The organism is Streptomyces sp. NPDC058683 (genome assembly GCF_042716195.1).
Classification (GTDB): domain Bacteria; phylum Actinomycetota; class Actinomycetes; order Streptomycetales; family Streptomycetaceae; genus Streptomyces.
Genome location: NZ_JBHXSK010000037.1, coordinates 79991 through 96114, shown reverse-complemented (window position 1 = coordinate 96114; position 16124 = coordinate 79991). Strand labels below are relative to the sequence as shown.

The window sequence follows — 16124 nt, the reverse complement described above, 5'->3', positions numbered from 1 at the left end:
CAGCTCCTACCGCTGCTGCTGGTCGTTGGTGTCGGTCTCGTCCGTGCCCGAGTTCGTGCCCGAGTCGGTGCTTGAGTCCGTGCCCGAGTCCGATCCCGTGTTCGCGTCCGTGTTCGCGCTCGCGGACGGGGTGACCGTGACGGTCACCGTCGGGATCGGCGTCGGCTTCGGCTTGGCCGGGAGCACCTCGTCGCGCGGGTCCTTCTTCGGCGCCTCGACGACCACGCCGACGATGTCGAGCTTGGTGAAGGACACGAACGGCGTGACGTACAGGGTGCGGGTGAGGCCGCCGTTGGACGGGTCGACGCTGGAGACCGTGCCGACCGGGACGCCGGGCACGAAGGGCCGGTCGGCCTGGGAGCCGAAGGTGACGAGCCGGTCGCCCTTCTTCACCTCGGCCTTGCCGTTGAGGAGTTCGACGCGCAGCGGGCGGTCGCCCTGCCCGGAGGCGAAGCCGAGTTCGTCGCTGCCCTCCATGCGCGTGCCGACGGTGAAGTCGGGGTCGTTGGCGAGCAGGACGGTGGAGGCGTCGGGGCCGACCGTGGTGACGCGGCCGACCAGGCCGTTGCCGTTGAGGACGGTCATGTCGCGCTTGATGCCGTCGTTGGCGCCGACGTCGATGGTGATGGTCCAGGAGAAGCCCTGCGCCGACCCTATGGCGATGACCTGGGCGCCCTTGATGCCGTACTGGCCCTCGGCGGCGATGTTCAGCATCTTGTCGAGCTGCGCCAGGCGGCTGCGGTTGCGGTCGTTGCTGCCGAGCTTCGCCTTGAGGGTCGCGTTCTGCTTCTCCAGCCGGGCCAGCCGGTCGTGCCGTGCACCGGAGTCGCGGACGGCGGAGACGGCGTTGCCCACCGGGTCCACCACCGTCGACATGCCGTTCTCGATCGGGCCGAAGACCGCGGCCGCGGCCTGCCGGGCGCCGTCGACCGGGGAGTTCCTGCCACCTCGGATGTCCACCGTGATCAGCGCGAACGCGATCGCGATCAGCAGCACCAGGAGCAGCCGGCTCTCTTTCGTGTCCCTCACGTGCGGCGGCCGTGCCTTCCTCGATAGGAACCTGCGGGAGCTTGTGCGGTGAATCGGGGGAAAGTCAGGGGGAGGAAGCTCGTTCGTGCGAGCCTATGCCTCCATATCAACGATCCGCCGCACGAGAGGGGATCATCTCGTACGGCGGAATCGAAGAGTTACGTCATCTGCGCGGCTGGGCGTCCAGGACCTGCTGGAGCGCCTCGAATTCCTCGACGCACTTGCCGGAGCCGAGCGCCACGCTGTCCAGCGGGTCCTCGGCGATGTGGATCGGCATGCCGGTCTCCCGGCGCAGCCGCTCGTCCAGACCGCGCAGCAGTGCTCCGCCGCCGGTCAGAACGATTCCCCTGTCCATGATGTCACCGGACAGCTCCGGCGGGCACTTGTCCAGCGTGGTCTTGACGGCGTCCACGATCGCGTTGACGGGTTCCTCGATCGCCTTGCGGACCTCGGCGGCCGAGATGACGACGGTCTTCGGCAGCCCGGACACCAGGTCCCGGCCGCGGATTTCGGTGTGCTGGTCGTCGTCGAGGTCGTACGCCGAACCGATCGTGATCTTGATCTGCTCGGCCGTCCGCTCACCGAGAAGAAGGCTGTACTCCTTCTTGATGTGCTGGATGATCGCGTTGTCCAACTCGTCGCCCGCGACACGGATCGACTGGGCGGTGACGATGCCGCCCAGCGAGATGACCGCCACCTCCGTGGTGCCGCCGCCGATGTCCACCACCATGTTGCCCGTGGCCTCGTGGACCGGCAGGCCGGAACCGATGGCGGCCGCCATGGGCTCCTCGATGATGTGCACCTGGCGGGCACCGGCCTGCGACGACGCCTCGATCACCGCGCGGCGCTCAACACCGGTGATACCGGAGGGCACGCACACGACGACCCGCGGCCGCGCCAGGTAGCGCCGCTTGTGGATCTTCAGGATGAAGTAGCGGAGCATCCGCTCGGTGATCTCGAAGTCGGCGATCACACCGTCCTTCAGCGGACGTACGGCGACGATGTTGCCGGGCGTGCGCCCGATCATCTTCTTCGCTTCCGCGCCGACCGCCAGAATTCCACCGGTGTTCGTGTTGATCGCGACGACGGACGGCTCGTTGAGTACGATCCCGCGACCCCTGACGTACACCAGCGTGTTGGCGGTCCCGAGGTCGACAGCCATGTCACGGCCGATGAACGACATTGAGTTCCCCATCAGGATTCGTCTGGCCTTCCCGGGAGCTTTTGAGGGCATTTCAGGTCGGCGAAGTTGGTGCTGTGACGTGAAGGCTTCCATCGTAGACGCGCCTGCACGAACACCGCGCGAGGGTCTTCGCCATTGTCAGCACGTGCGGGGCCGTCTCGCTTGTGGAGACGGTCCGACGGGGGCACTCGTTCCCCCGAACGGCACGCATATGCCGAGGGACGGCCGAAATCATTCGACCGTCCCAGGCCAGACGGAGTAGCGGACTGACGTTCAGTCAGAAAAATCTACGGAAACTCTACGGACCCCGTCCCGGGGAGTCAGGCGCGGCCCGGGAAGAAGATCTTGACCTCGCGCTCGGCGGACTCCTCGGAGTCGGACGCGTGGATCAGGTTCTCGCGGACGATCACGCCGAAGTCGCCGCGGATGGAGCCCGGCGCGGCGGCGATCGGGTCGGTGGGACCGGCCAGCGCGCGGATGCCCTCGATGACCCGCTCGCCCTCGACGATCAGGGCGACGACCGGGCCGGAGGCCATGAACTCGACCAGCGGCTCGTAGAACGGCTTGCCGACGTGCTCGGCGTAGTGCTGCTCCAGCGTCGCCCGCTCCAGGGAGCGCAGTTCCAGCGCGGTGATCCGCCAGTCGGCCTTGCGCTCGATACGGCCGATGATCTCGCCGGTCAGGCCGCGACGGACGGCGTCGGGCTTGAGCAGGACGAGGGTGCGCTGAGTCACGTGAGGGCTCCTTCGCGGTACTTACGTGTGCGGTGAGGAGAGGCTACAGGGCTGGTCCGGACGCCCGTCACGCAGTGTCAGCTCCCGGGGCCGCAGACCGGTCCGCCCGGTCCGCCTGGGCGGCGAAGCGCGCCTTCGCCTCGTCGATCTTCCTGCCGTAGTGCACCGACGCCCACCACAGGGCCGCGAAGACCACGCCCAGGAAGTACATCGTCGGCACGAAGACGCCGGAGGCGATCAGGGCGATCTGCAGGGCCCAGCCGAGGGCGATGCCGCCGGGGCGGGTGATCACACCGCACAGGGCCAGGCAGAAGACCATCGCGATGCCGCTGACCAGCCACACCGTGGCGGTGGACAGGTCGGGGTCCTTGATGGCGACCAGCGCCGCGAAGCCGATGACGAAGAACTCGCCGATCAGGGTGGAAGCACAGAGCGTACGCATCGTCAGCGCCTCCCCAGGAGCAGCCGGGCCTCGCCGACGGTGATGACGGAGCCGGTGACCAGCACCCCCGCGCCCGCGAACTCGCCCTCCTCCTCGGCCAGCGTGATCGCGGCCTCCAGGGCGTCGGGCAGCCGCGGCTCGACCTGGACGCGGTCCTCGCCGAACACCTCGACGGCGACCGCGGCCAGTTCGTCCGCGTCCATCGCGCGGTGGCTGGAGTTCTGGGTGATCACGACCTCGGCGAAGATCGGCTCGAAGGCCTCCAGGAGGCCCCGGACGTTCTTGTCGCCGCTGGCCCCGACCACGCCGATCAGCCGGCTGAAGTCGAGGGCCTCGCCGACCGCCTCGGCGGTGGCGCGGGCGCCGGCCGGGTTGTGCGCGGCGTCCAGGACGACGGTGGGAGAGCGCCGGACGACTTCGAGGCGGCCCGGCGAGGTGACCGCCGCGAACGCCTTGCGGACCGTGTCGACGGCGAGGGGCTCGGGGCGCTGGGAGCCGACGCCGAAGAACGCCTCCACGGCCGCCAGCGCGACGGCCGCGTTGTGGGCCTGGTAGGGGCCGTGCAGCGGGAGGAAGACCTGGTCGTACTCGCCGCCGAGGCCGCGCAGGGTGAGCACTTGCCCGCCGACGGCGACCTGGCGGGCGACCACGCCGAACTCCAGGCCCTCGCGGGCCACCGTGGCGTCCACCTCGACGGCCTTCTTCAGCAGCACCTGGGCCGCGTCCACCGGCTGCTGGGCCAGGATCACGGTGGCGTCCTGCTTGATGATCCCGGCCTTCTCGCCGGCGATCTCGGCGGTGGTCTCGCCGAGCCGGTCGGTGTGGTCGAGGTCGATGGGGGTGACGACGGCGACGTCCCCGTCGATGACGTTGGTGGCGTCCCAGGAGCCGCCCATGCCGACCTCGACGACGGCCACGTCGACGGGGGCGTCCGCGAAGGCCGCGTACGCCATGCCGGTGAGCACCTCGAAGAAGGAGAGCCGGTACTCCTGCCGGGAGTCGACCATCTCGACGTACGGCTTGATGTCCTGGTAGGTCTCGATGAACCGCTCGGCGGAGATCGGGGCGCCGTCGAGGCTGATGCGCTCGGTGACCGACTGCACGTGGGGGCTGGTGTAGCGGCCGGTGCGCAGGTCGAAGGCGCCGAGCAGGGCCTCGACCATGCGGGCGGTGGAGGTCTTGCCGTTGGTGCCGGTGATGTGGATCGAGGGATACGCCCGCTGGGGCTCGCCCAGGACGTCCATGAGGGCGGTGATCCGGGTGACCGAGGGCTCCAGCTTGGTCTCGCCCCAGCGGGTCGCCAGCTCCGCCTCGACCTCGCGCAGGGCCCGGTCGACCTCGGGGTCCTCGGGGCGGCCCGGGACGTCGGCCTGCGCCGGGCCGCCCTGGGTACGCAGGGTCCGGCTGCCGGCCTCGATCACCGCGAGATCGGGGTCGCGGTCCGTCTCGGCCTCGATGATCTCGTCGAAGCTGTCATTGGGGTCGCGCGGAGGCAGATCACTCACGGCACCAGTCTACGGAGCCCGGCACGCGCCCGGCGGCCCAGGAGGGCCCGGCGGGCTAGGAGGGCCCGGCGGTGGGCAGGGTCTGCTCGCACCAGATGGTCTTGCCGACGGAGGTCTGCCGGGTGCCCCAGCGCTGGGTGAGCTGGGCGACCAGCAGCAGGCCGCGGCCGCCCTCGTCGAAGACGCGGGCCCGTCGCAGGTGGGGGGCGGTGCTGCTGCCGTCGGAGACCTCGCAGATCAGCATCGTGGTGTCCCGGATGAGGCGCAGCTGGATCGGGGAGCCGCCGTAGCGGATGGCGTTGGTGACCAGCTCGCTGACCACCAGTTCGGTGGTGTACGACAGGTCGTCCAGCTGCCAGGCGCCGAGCTGGCCGGTGGTCAGGGTCCGGGCCCGGGCGACGTGCTCGGGGTCCGCGGGGACGTCCCAGGTGGCCACCTGGTCGCAGGGCAGGGCGCGGGTGCGGGCCAGCAGCAGCGCGACGTCGTCGGCGGGCTCGCCGGTGCGCAGGGCTGCCACCACGTGGTCGCAGGTCGCCTCCAGCGACTTCCCGGGCGTCGCCAGCGCACGGCGGAGCAGGTCGAGGCCCTGGCTCAGGTCGAGGTTCCGGGAGTGCACCAGCCCGTTGCTGAACAGCGCGAGGGTGGTGCCTCCGGCGAGGTCCAGCTCGGTCGTCTCGAACGCCAGTCCGCCGAGCCCGAGCGGTGGTCCGGCCTGGCCGGGGGCCTTCTCCACCACGCCCTGCGGGGTGATCACGAAGGGCAGCGGATGGCCCGCGCTGGCGAGGGAGCAGCGCCTCGAGACCGGGTCGTAGACGGCGTACAGGCAGGTCGAGCCGACCTCTCCGGCCGGTTCCAGGGCGCCGTCGTCGAGGTGGAGGACGAGGTCGTCGAGGTGGGTGAGGAGCTCCTCCGGCGGCAGGTCGACGTCGGCGAGGGTGCGGACCGCCGTACGCAGCCGGCCCATGGTGGCCGAGGCCTGGATGCCGTGGCCGACGACGTCTCCGACGACCAGGGCCACCCGGGTGCCCGACAGCGGGATCACGTCGAGCCAGTCGCCGCCGACTCCGGCCCGGGTGCCGGTCGGGAGGTAGCGGTAGGCGATGTCGACGGCCGGCCGGGCGGGCAGGCTGTGCGGCAGCAGGCTGTGCTGGAGGGCCAGCGCGGTCTCGCGTTCCCGGGTGTAGCGCCGCGCGTTGTCGATGGCGGCCGCGGTCTTCGCGGCCAGTTCCTCGGCGTCGGACAGGTCGTCCTTCTCGAACGGCGGGGAGTCCCGGGTCCGCCAGAAGGCGATCATCCCCATCGGGACGCCCTGTGCCGACAGCGGCGCGGTGATCAGCGAGCCCATGCCGTAGGCGAGGAGCCGGTCCGCGCACCGGGTGTCGGCGGCCCACCCCGCCGGGGCGGTGCGCAGGTCGGAGTGGAGGGCGGCGCCGCTGCCGGGGGCGGCCCGGCAGAGGGCGGCCGGTGCGCCGACCGGGTCCAGCGGCGCCCCTTCGCGGATGCCGCCCCGGGCGACCCGGCGCAGGCCCGTGCCGTCGTCGTCCGCCGGCTCCCCGCCGGTCAGGACGGCTGCCGCCAGATCGACGGTGACGTGGTCGGCGAAGCGGGGGACGGCGACCCGGACGAGTTCGTCGGCGGTGCGCCGCACGTCGAGGGTGGTGCCCACGGCCGTACCGGCGTCGTAGAGCAGCCGGAGCCGGCGGTGGCTCTTCTCCTGGGAGGCGGCCATGGTGTTGAACGCCGTCTCCAGCTGCCCGATCTCCCGTCTGCCGGAGGGCGGCACCCGTGCGCTGAGGTCACCGGCGGCGAGCCGGGTGGCGGTGACGGCCATTCTGCGCACCGGCCAGACGATCACCCGGGTCACGTAGGCGCCGTAGCCGACGATCAGCAGGACCGCCCCGGCGACACCGATGGATGCCGCGAAGGTCAGCCGGTCCATCCGGTGTTCGAGGGCACGCTCCTGCTTGTTGATGACGACGCGCTCGTCGCCGAGGTAGTCGCTGAGCTGGCCGCGGAGCTCCTCGACGAGCTCCCTGCCCTCGCGCGTGCGCGCATTGCTGCCCGCATCGGGATCACCGCGCCGGACCGCGTCGACGAGCGGGACCGAGTAGTCGTCGATGTAGGACTGCCCGGACTCCCGGATCTGCCGGGCGAGCCGCTGCTGGGAGAGGGAGGGGCTCATGTCCACGAGCCGCTGTGCCTGCACGGGGAACTCGGCCCGTCCCGTCCGCCACGGTTCGAGGAACTCGTCCTTCCCGGTGATGACGTAGCGCAGCTGACCGCCCTCCATGTCGAGCACGGCCTTCTCGACGGCCAGGGCCTGGGTGAGGGCCGGCCGGCCGCCCCGGGCGGTCACCAGGGAGCCGCGTGCGTCCTGGATCGCCCACAGCAGCATCAGGAAGACGAGACCGATGAGCAGGGCGAGCAGGGCACCCGTGACAGCCGTCAGGGGGACCAGTCCCCCTTGCGGAGGTGTCGTCGTTCGGCCCCTGCGCAGCATGCGGGCGTTCCCTCCGCCACGAAGCATCAAAACGGAACATTAGGGTCATGTTCCTACTTTTGGATTGTAGGGCGGTGGCCGGTCCGTGCTTGGTGACGGAGAAAATGCGCGCAGGCGCCCGGCGGCCCGGGGAACGGGCTGGCGGACGCCTGCGGGGGCGTGCGGGTCATGCCTGCGGAAGGCGGTCCAGCTGGGCCTGGATCCGGGCGATGTCCTCGTCCGCCTTGGCCAGCCGGCCGCGGATCTTGTCCACCACGTTGTCCGGGGCCTTCGCCAGGAAGGCCTCGTTGCCCAGCTTGGCCGTCGCCTGGGCCTTCTCCTTCTCGGCGGCCGCGAGGTCCTTGGCGAGCCGCTTGCGCTCCGCCGCCACGTCGATCGTGCCGGAGAGGTCGAGGGCGACCGTGGCGCCGGCGACCGGGAGGGTGGCCGTGGCCGCGAAGGCGTCGCCCTCCGGCTGGAGGCGCAGCAGCTGGCGGATGGCCGCCTCGTGGGGCGCCAGGGCCGTGCCGTCCAGCGTCAGCCGGGCGGGGACCCGCTGGCCGGGCTGGAGGCCCTGGTCGGCACGGAAGCGGCGGACCTCGGTGATGACCTGCTGAAGCGTCTCGATCTCACGCTCGGAGCCCGCGTCACGGAAACCGGAGTCGGTCGGCCATTCGGCGATGACGACCGACTCGCCGCCGGTCAGCGTCGTCCACAGCGTCTCGGTGACGAAGGGGACGATCGGGTGCAGGAGGCGCAAGGTGACGTCCAGGACCTCGCCCAGGACCCGCCCGGAGACCTTCGCCGGCTCGCCGCCCGCCATGAACGTCGTCTTGGACAGCTCGACGTACCAGTCGAAGACCTCGTCCCACGCGAAGTGGAACAGGACGTCCGAGAGCTTGGCGAACTGGAAGTCGTCGTAGAGCGCGTCGACTTCGGCGACCGTCGCGTTGAGACGGGAGAGGATCCAGCGGTCGGTCGCCGACATCTCCGAGGCGTCCGGCAGCGGGCCCTGCACCGTCGCGCCGTTCATCAGCGCGAAGCGCGTGGCGTTCCAGATCTTGTTGGCGAAGTTGCGCGAGCCCTGGACCCAGTCCTCGCCGATCGGGACGTCGACGCCGGGGTTGGCGCCGCGGGCGAGCGTGAACCGGAGCGCGTCCGAGCCGTACTTGTCCATCCAGTCCAGCGGGTTGACCGCGTTGCCGAAGGACTTCGACATCTTCTTGCCGAACTGGTCGCGGACCATGCCGTGCAGGGCGATGGTGTGGAACGGCGGGGTGCCGTCCATCGCGTACAGGCCGAACATCATCATCCGGGCGACCCAGAAGAAGAGGATGTCGTAGCCGGTGACCAGGACGGAGTTCGGGTAGAACTTCGCGAGCGACTCGGTCTGTTCGGGCCAGCCGAGGGTCGAGAAGGGCCAGAGGCCGGAGGAGAACCAGGTGTCGAGGACGTCGGTGTCCTGGTGCCAGCCCTCGCCGGTCGGGGCCTCGTCGTCGGGGCCGACGCAGACGACCTCGCCGTTCGGGCCGTACCAGACCGGAATGCGGTGACCCCACCACAGCTGCCGCGAGATGCACCAGTCGTGGAGGTTGTCGACCCAGTCGAAGTACCGCTTCTCCATCTCCTGCGGGTGGATCTTGACCCGGCCGTCGCGGACCGCGTCACCGGCGGCCTTGGCGAGCGGGCCGACCTTGACCCACCACTGCATGGACAGCCGCGGCTCGATGGTGGTCTTGCAGCGCGAGCAGTGGCCGACCGAGTGGACGTACGGCCGCTTCTCGGCGACGATCCGGCCCTCGGCGCGCAGCGCGGCGACGATGGCGGAGCGGGCCTCCAGCCGGTCCAGGCCCTGGAACGGACCCGGGACCGTGATGACCGCATGCTCGTCCATCACGGCGATGTTCGGCAGGTTGTGGCGCTGGCCGATCTCGAAGTCGTTCGGGTCGTGGGCCGGGGTGACCTTGACCGCGCCCGTGCCGAACTCCGGATCGACGTGGGTGTCCGCGACGACCGGGATGAAACGCTCGGTGAGCGGGAGGCGGATGTTCTTGCCGACGAGGTGCTTGTAGCGCTCGTCGTCGGGGTGCACGGCGACGGCCGTGTCACCGAGCATCGTCTCGGCACGGGTGGTGGCGACGACGATCGTGTCGTCCCCCTCCCCGTACTTCATGGAGACCAGCTCGCCGTCGTCGTCCTGGTACTCGACCTCGATGTCCGAGATGGCCGTGAGGCAGCGCGGGCACCAGTTGATGATGCGCTCGGCGCGATAGATCAGCTCGTCGTCGTAGAGCTTCTTGAAGATGGTCTGGACGGCCTGGGACAGACCCTCGTCCATGGTGAAGCGCTCACGGGACCAGGCGACGCCGTCACCGAGGCGGCGCATCTGGCCGGAGATCTGTCCGCCGGACTCGGCCTTCCACTGCCAGACGCGCTCGACGAAGGCCTCCCGGCCCAGGTCGTGGCGGGACTTGCCCTCCTTGCCCAGCTCCCGCTCGACGACGTTCTGCGTGGCGATGCCGGCGTGGTCCATGCCGGGCTGCCACAGCGTCTCGTAGCCCTGCATGCGCTTGCGGCGGGTGAGGGCGTCGATGAGGGTGTGCTCGAAGGCGTGCCCGAGGTGCAGGCTGCCCGTGACGTTCGGCGGCGGGATGACGACGGTGTAGGGCGGCTTGTCGCTCTTCGCGTCCGCCTCGAAGTACCCGCGCTCCACCCAGCGCTCGTACAGCGTCCCCTCTACGTCGGCCGGCGCGTACTGGGTCGGCAGTTCGGTGCTGGGCGCTGTGGGCTGCTGCTGAGCGTTCTCGGTCACGGGGCTCAGTTTAGAGGTGTCACGGGGCAGTCCCGAAACGCGTTTGTTCTGTAACGGTGAGCACCCCCGCGCCATGAGCCTCCTGTGGCTGAGCCAGGATGTCGGGAACACATAAGCATCTGGAGGGGAACCCAGAGATGAGCTACAACCAGCCGGGCCCGTACGGAGGGCCGCCGCCGCAGCAGCCGGGACCGTACGGAGGGCCGCCGCCGCAGCAGCAGCCGGGTCCGTACGGCCAGCCGCCGCAGGCGCCCCAGCCCGGCTACGGCTACCCCCAGCAGGCCCCGCCGCAGCAGGGGCCCTACGGCCGGCAGCCCGGTTACGGCTACCCGCCCCAGGGTGTTCCCCCGCAGCAGAACCCGTACGGCCAGCAGCCGCCGTACGGCCAGCCTCCCTACGGCGTTCCGCAGCCGCCGGCTCCGGGCGGCGGCAGGAAGAAGACGGGGCTGGTCATCGGGGCGGTGGCGGTGGTCGCCGCCGTCGCGGTCGGCGCGTACTTCGTGCTCGCCGGGGGTGGCGGCGGACTCAAGGACGACGGGCCGCACAAGCTGACCGCGCCGGCCTCGGTCCTGTCCGCCAAGTACAAGCGGGTGGGTGACTCCAGCGAGCAGAAGGCGAGTTCGAGCGACGCCGAGGACCTCGCCAAGTCCGGTGTCACCGGCGCCACCTCGGTCACCGCGATCTACTCGACCGTCGACCTGGAGTCCCTGGACACCAGCGACCCGACGGACGTGGCGAAGGCGCAGACCGCCGAGAACGTCACCCTCTTCGGCGTGTACGGGTCGGTGAAGGATCCGGAGGCCGCGCTGGACGCCACCTTCGCCAACATGAAGAAGGACAGCACCTCGGACGACGACGTGCAGTTCGTCGGCGACGCCCGGTCCGTCTCGCCCGACGGGCTGGACGGCGCGGTGATGAAGTGCCAGCAGGCGAAGGGCAAGAACCAGCTCACCGGCAAGGCCCAGACGGCCTACCTGTGCATCTGGGCGGACTACAGCACCATCGGCATGGTGGAGCCGACGGCGGCGGTGAAGTCGTACAGCATCGACGAGTCGGCGAAGATCGCGGCCGATGTACGCAGTGAAGTGCGCGTCGCCAAGTAGCCGCCGACCCACGCGAAAGCGCCGGGCCCTCCTTGGAGGAGGGCCCGGCGCTTCGGTGTTGACGTGGTTACGCCGACTTCTGCTCCCCCGCGCCCCGGCCGCGCACGTCGCGCGGGATCAGGGTCGGGTTGACGTTGGAGTGGACGACGTCGGCCGTGATGACCACGCGGGCCACGTCCTTGCGGGACGGCACCTCGTACATCACGGACATGAGGACTTCCTCCATGATGGCGCGCAGGCCGCGCGCGCCGGTCTGGCGGAGGATGGCCTGGTCGGCGATGGCCTCCAGGGCCTCGCGCTCGAAGTCCAGCTCCACGCCGTCGAGTTCGAAGAGGCGCTGGTACTGCTTCACCAGCGCGTTGCGCGGCTCGATCAGGATCTGGAGCAGGGCCTCGCGGTCCAGGTTGTGCACCGAGGTGATGACGGGCAGCCGGCCGATGAACTCGGGGATCATGCCGAACTTGACCAGGTCCTCGGGCATGACGTCCTCGAACTGGTCCTTGGACTGCAGCTCCCGCTTGGAGCGGATCGTCGCGCCGAAGCCGATGCCCTTGGCACCCGCCCGGGACTCGATGATCTTCTCCAGGCCCGCGAACGCACCGCCCACGATGAACAGCACGTTCGTCGTGTCGATCTGGATGAACTCCTGGTGCGGGTGTTTGCGGCCGCCCTGCGGCGGCACCGACGCGGTGGTGCCCTCCAGGATCTTCAGCAGGGCCTGCTGCACGCCCTCGCCGCTGACGTCCCGGGTGATCGACGGATTTTCACTCTTCCGCGCGACCTTGTCGATCTCGTCGATGTAGATGATCCCGGTCTCGGCCTTCTTGACGTCGTAGTCGGCCGCCTGGATCAGCTTGAGGAGGATGTTCTCGACGTCCTCGCCCACATAGCCCGCCTCCGTCAGCGCGGTCGCGTCGGCGATCGCGAACGGGACGTTCAGCATGCGGGCCAGGGTCTGCGCCAGGAGCGTCTTGCCGGAGCCCGTGGGGCCCAGCAGCAGGATGTTGGACTTCGCCAACTCGATGGCGTCCTCGCGGCTTTGGCCGCCGCTGTTCTCACCGGCCTGGACCCGCTTGTAGTGGTTGTACACCGCGACCGAGAGTGCCTTCTTGGCCGGCTCCTGGCCGACCACGTAGCCCTCCAGGAACTCGTAGATCTCGCGGGGCTTGGGGAGTTCCTCCCAGCGCACCTCGCTCGTCTCGGCGAGTTCCTCCTCGATGATCTCGTTGCAGAGGTCGATGCACTCGTCGCAGATGTACACACCGGGCCCTGCGATGAGCTTCTTGACCTGCTTCTGGCTCTTGCCGCAGAACGAGCACTTGAGCAGATCGCCGCCGTCACCGATGCGTGCCACGGTGTGCTTCCCCTTCGCCTGGGAGACGCCTGGACTCTTTCGAATCCAGCGGCTCCTGGTGCTGCCTTATGTCGACGGTACCTTGCCGGGCCCCCCGTACGGGCCCCCCTTGGCACGGTTCACTTTGACGTGCACCTTGCCGAGCCCGCGGTCAAACCGGGCCAAGGGCGGCAGAGACTACATCCTCTGTCAGCGGACGTCAGCGTTGTTCATCTTCCGGGTGGAGATGATCTGGTCCACGATGCCGTACTCCAGCGCTTCCTCGGCCGTGAGGATCTTGTCGCGCTCGATGTCCTCGCGGATCTTCTCGATCGGCCGCTTGGTGTGCTTGGCCAGCATGTCCTCCAGCTGCTCGCGCATCCGGGTGAACTCGTTGGCGATGATCTCCAGGTCGGAGAGCTGGCCGCGGCCGGTGGAACCGGCCGGCTGGTGGATCAGCACACGGGAGTTCGGCAGCGCCATGCGCTTGCCGGGCGTGCCGGCGGCCAGCAGGATCGCGGCGGCGGAGGCCGCCTGGCCCATGCAGACCGTCTGGATGTCGGGCTTCACGAACTGCATCGTGTCGTAGATCGCCGTGAGGGCGGTCATGTCGCCGCCCGGGCTGTTGATGTAGATCGAGATGTCCCGGTCCGGGTCCATCGACTCCAGGCACAGCAGCTGCGCCATGACGTCGTTGGCGGAGGCGTCGTCGATCTGGACGCCGAGGAAGATCACGCGCTCCTCGAAGAGCTTCGCGTACGGGTCGTACTCGCGGATGCCCTGGGAGGTGCGCTCGACGAAGCGCGGGATGACGTAGCGGGCGTCGGGCCGGGGCCCGTCGTAGCGGGCGTCAGCAGCGCCGGGGATGTTGCTCATGAGGGTGTTCACCGTCCTGGTGGCGTTCGGGGGGCTGGAGTCTCGGCGGAGCGTGGCGTGGCCGGGCTCAGGAGGCGCCGGTACCGCCGCCTCCCGGAACACCGGAGGCATGCGTGATGATCCCGTCAATGAGACCGTACTCCTTGGCCTCTTCCGGGGTGAACCAGCGGTCGCGGTCGCCGTCGCGGACGATCGTCTCGACGCTCTGGCCGGAGTGCAGGGCGGTCAACTCGGACATGGTCTTCTTGGTGCGCAGCAGGTACTGGGCCTGGATCTTGATGTCCGAGACCGTACCGCCCAGGCCCGCGGAGCCCTGGTGCATCATGATGTCCGTGTGCGGCAGGGCGAAGCGCTTGCCGGCGGTGCCGCCGGTGAGCAGGAACTGGCCCATCGAGGCCGCCATGCCCATGGCGATGGTGACCACGTCGTTCGGGATGAACTGCATGGTGTCGTAGATCGCCATGCCGGCCGTCACCGAGCCGCCGGGGCTGTTGATGTAGAGGAAGATGTCCTTGCTGGGCTCCGCCGCGAGCAGCAGCAGCTGCGCGGTGATCTTGTTGGCGATGTCGTCGTCGACCTGCTGGCCCAGGAAGATGATCCGCTCGCCGAGCAGCCGGTTGTAGACCTGGTCGCCGAGGCCACCACCGAAGGAAGGCTCGCCGGCGGCGGAGGGCATCAGATTCGTCACGTATCCACCTGCTCGTCTTACGACGGCGCCGGGCCGTCTTACGTTTCCCTAGCGGGATCCCTGCCGGGGGCTTGGCCGGGGCTCGGTTCCCTTGGACCCCGGTCTCCTTGCCCCGTACTCATGGACCCTAACGCGATGGTCCCTTCGGGGAATCCCGGTAACAGGGCTGTTCGCCGGGGGCGTAGAGCGGGCGCCTCCGGCGGAAGGACCGCTGTCAACCCGCCGTGACCGTGCCCCTGGGCGGGCGAGTGCGGCGCCGTCGTGGCTTGTCGCGCCCGCGCGGTGGCAGCCGCATGTCCCCTGCAGCCCCGCGCCCCCGAGCGGCGGCTGTGCCGCCTTCGGGCGCGCCGCCCCGGCCCGTACCCCGGCCCGTACGACAAAGGGCTCCCGGGAACAGGTCCCAGGAGCCCTCTGTACGCCGTTGTGGGCGCCGTGGGCTCAGCCCTCGGTCTTCTCCTCGGCGGGGGCGTCCGTGGTCTCGGCGGCGGCCTCGGTGGTCTCCGCCTCGGTCTCGTCCTCGTCGTCCAGGTCGACGAGCTCGCCGTTGGTGTCCTTGACCGTGGCGGCCTCGACCACGACGGCCAGGGCCTTACCGCGGGCCACCTCGCCGACCAGGAGCGGGACCTGACCGCCCTCGACGACGGCCTGGGCGAACTGGTCGGGGGACATGCCGGAGGAGGCCGCGCGCCGCATGAGGTGCTCGGTGAGCTCCTCCTGGTTGACGTTCAGCTTCTCGACCTTGACCAGCTCGTCGAGGACGAACTGGGTCTTGATGCCCTTGACCGCGGCTTCCTTGGTCTCGGCCTCGAACTCCTCGGCGGTCTTGCCCTGGATCTCGAGGTACTTCTCGAGGTCGAGGCCCATCTGGGCGAGCTGGTGGTGCTCCAGGTTGTGCTTGCGGGTGTTGATCTCGTCCTCGAGGAGCTTCTCGGGGACGGGCACCTCGACGAGCTCCAGGAGCTTGTCCAGGACGCGCTCCTGGGCCTGCGTGGCCTGGTCGTACGTCTTCATGTCGGCCAGCCGCTTGCGGCTGTCGGCCTTCAGCTCGTCCAGGGTGTCGAACTCGGAGGCGAGCTGCGCGAACTCGTCGTCCAGCTCGGGGAGTTCACGCGCGGCTACCTGGGTGACCTTGACGGTGACCTCGGCCTCCTGGCCGGCCGCGGAGCCGCCCTTGAGCTCGGAGGTGAAGGTGGCCTCGCCACCGGCCTCCAGGCCCTTCACGGCGTCGTCGATGCCGTCGAGCAGCTCGCCGGAGCCGATGGTGTAGGACACGCCGTCGGCGATGCCGTCCTCCAGCACCTCGCCGTCGACCTTGGCCTCCAGGTCGATGGTGACGACGTCACCCTCCTCGGCGGCCCGCTCGACCGGAGAGGTGGACGCGAAGCGCTCGCGGAGCTGCTCCACGGACTTCTCGATGTCCTCGTCGGTCACCTCGACCGCGTCGACCTCGACCTCGATACCGGAGTAGTCCGGGATCTCCAGGGCGGGGCGGATGTCGACCTCGGCGGTGAAGTTCAGCGTCTCGCCGTCCTTCAGCTCGGTGATGTCGACCTCGGGCTGGCCCAGCGGGTTGAGCTCGGCCTCGTTGACCGCCTCGGTGTAGAACTTCGGAAGCGCGTCGTTGACGGCCTCCTCCAGCACCGCACCGCGGCCGAACCGCTGGTCGATGACGCGGGCCGGGATCTTGCCCTTGCGGAAGCCCTTCACCGTGACCTGCTGGTTGATCTTCTTGTACGCCGCGTCGAGGCTGTCCTTGAGCTCCTCGAAGGGCACCTCGACAGTGAGCCGAACCCGAGTCGGGTTCAGGGTCTCCACGGCGCTCTTCACGGTTCGGTCTCCTTGTGGCTGACTGCTTGGGTTCTGCCGGGACCAGAGAGGCACCGGCGGAGTTTCGCCGCCCGGAGGAGTTCGTAGGCCGCCGAGTGGGGGCCGGGACACGC

At 69.7% G+C, this 16124-nt stretch carries 12 protein-coding genes; 1 reads left to right on the top strand and 11 read right to left on the bottom strand.

Annotated features, from left to right (window positions below; translation table 11 throughout):
* Positions 1–6 precede the first annotated feature (6 nt).
* From mreC to ACFWXC_RS34725, 7 genes are all read right to left on the bottom strand, one after another.
* On the bottom strand, positions 7–1029 hold the full coding sequence (mreC, locus tag ACFWXC_RS34755; RefSeq protein WP_384484940.1) for a rod shape-determining protein MreC: 1023 nt from the start codon (positions 1027–1029) through the stop codon (positions 7–9).
* A gap of 163 nt (positions 1030–1192) precedes the next feature.
* Positions 1193–2212, bottom strand: coding sequence for a rod shape-determining protein (locus ACFWXC_RS34750; protein ID WP_099928866.1), 1020 nt, complete (start codon positions 2210–2212; stop codon positions 1193–1195).
* A gap of 320 nt (positions 2213–2532) precedes the next feature.
* Complete coding sequence (ndk, locus tag ACFWXC_RS34745) at positions 2533–2946, bottom strand: nucleoside-diphosphate kinase (protein ID WP_362575699.1); 414 nt, start codon at positions 2944–2946, stop codon at positions 2533–2535.
* 67 nt (positions 2947–3013) lie between these two features.
* On the bottom strand, positions 3014–3388 hold the full coding sequence (locus tag ACFWXC_RS34740) for a DUF4233 domain-containing protein (protein ID WP_384484938.1): 375 nt from the start codon (positions 3386–3388) through the stop codon (positions 3014–3016).
* A gap of 2 nt (positions 3389–3390) precedes the next feature.
* On the bottom strand, positions 3391–4893 hold the full coding sequence (locus ACFWXC_RS34735) for a bifunctional folylpolyglutamate synthase/dihydrofolate synthase (protein WP_384484936.1): 1503 nt from the start codon (positions 4891–4893) through the stop codon (positions 3391–3393).
* A gap of 55 nt (positions 4894–4948) precedes the next feature.
* Entirely contained in the window at positions 4949–7393 is a 2445-nt protein-coding gene (locus ACFWXC_RS34730; RefSeq protein WP_384484934.1) for a SpoIIE family protein phosphatase, read from the bottom strand.
* A 166-nt stretch (positions 7394–7559) separates the two neighbouring features.
* On the bottom strand, positions 7560–10184 hold the full coding sequence (locus tag ACFWXC_RS34725; protein WP_384484932.1) for a valine--tRNA ligase: 2625 nt from the start codon (positions 10182–10184) through the stop codon (positions 7560–7562).
* A 137-nt stretch (positions 10185–10321) separates the two neighbouring features.
* Between ACFWXC_RS34725 and ACFWXC_RS34720 the strand changes: the two genes are divergently transcribed.
* Complete coding sequence (locus ACFWXC_RS34720; protein WP_384484930.1) at positions 10322–11287, top strand: hypothetical protein; 966 nt, start codon at positions 10322–10324, stop codon at positions 11285–11287.
* 67 nt (positions 11288–11354) lie between these two features.
* Here ACFWXC_RS34720 and clpX read toward each other — a convergent pair whose 3' ends face one another.
* The 4 genes from clpX to tig all read right to left on the bottom strand — a co-directional run bounded on the left by clpX (position 11355) and on the right by tig (position 16011).
* Positions 11355–12641 carry an ATP-dependent Clp protease ATP-binding subunit ClpX gene (gene clpX / locus ACFWXC_RS34715; RefSeq protein ID WP_384484928.1) on the bottom strand — a complete coding sequence of 429 codons (1287 nt, stop codon included), beginning with the start codon at positions 12639–12641 and terminating at the stop codon, positions 11355–11357.
* 189 nt (positions 12642–12830) lie between these two features.
* Entirely contained in the window at positions 12831–13496 is a 666-nt protein-coding gene (locus ACFWXC_RS34710) for an ATP-dependent Clp protease proteolytic subunit (RefSeq protein WP_217549465.1), read from the bottom strand.
* Between the two features lie 67 nt (positions 13497–13563).
* Entirely contained in the window at positions 13564–14172 is a 609-nt protein-coding gene (locus tag ACFWXC_RS34705) for an ATP-dependent Clp protease proteolytic subunit (RefSeq protein ID WP_384485000.1), read from the bottom strand.
* A gap of 450 nt (positions 14173–14622) precedes the next feature.
* The gene (gene tig, locus ACFWXC_RS34700; RefSeq protein WP_384484925.1) at positions 14623–16011 is read right to left on the bottom strand and encodes a trigger factor; all 1389 of its coding nucleotides are present in this window, start codon (positions 16009–16011) and stop codon (positions 14623–14625) included.
* Positions 16012–16124: the final 113 nt, after the last annotated feature.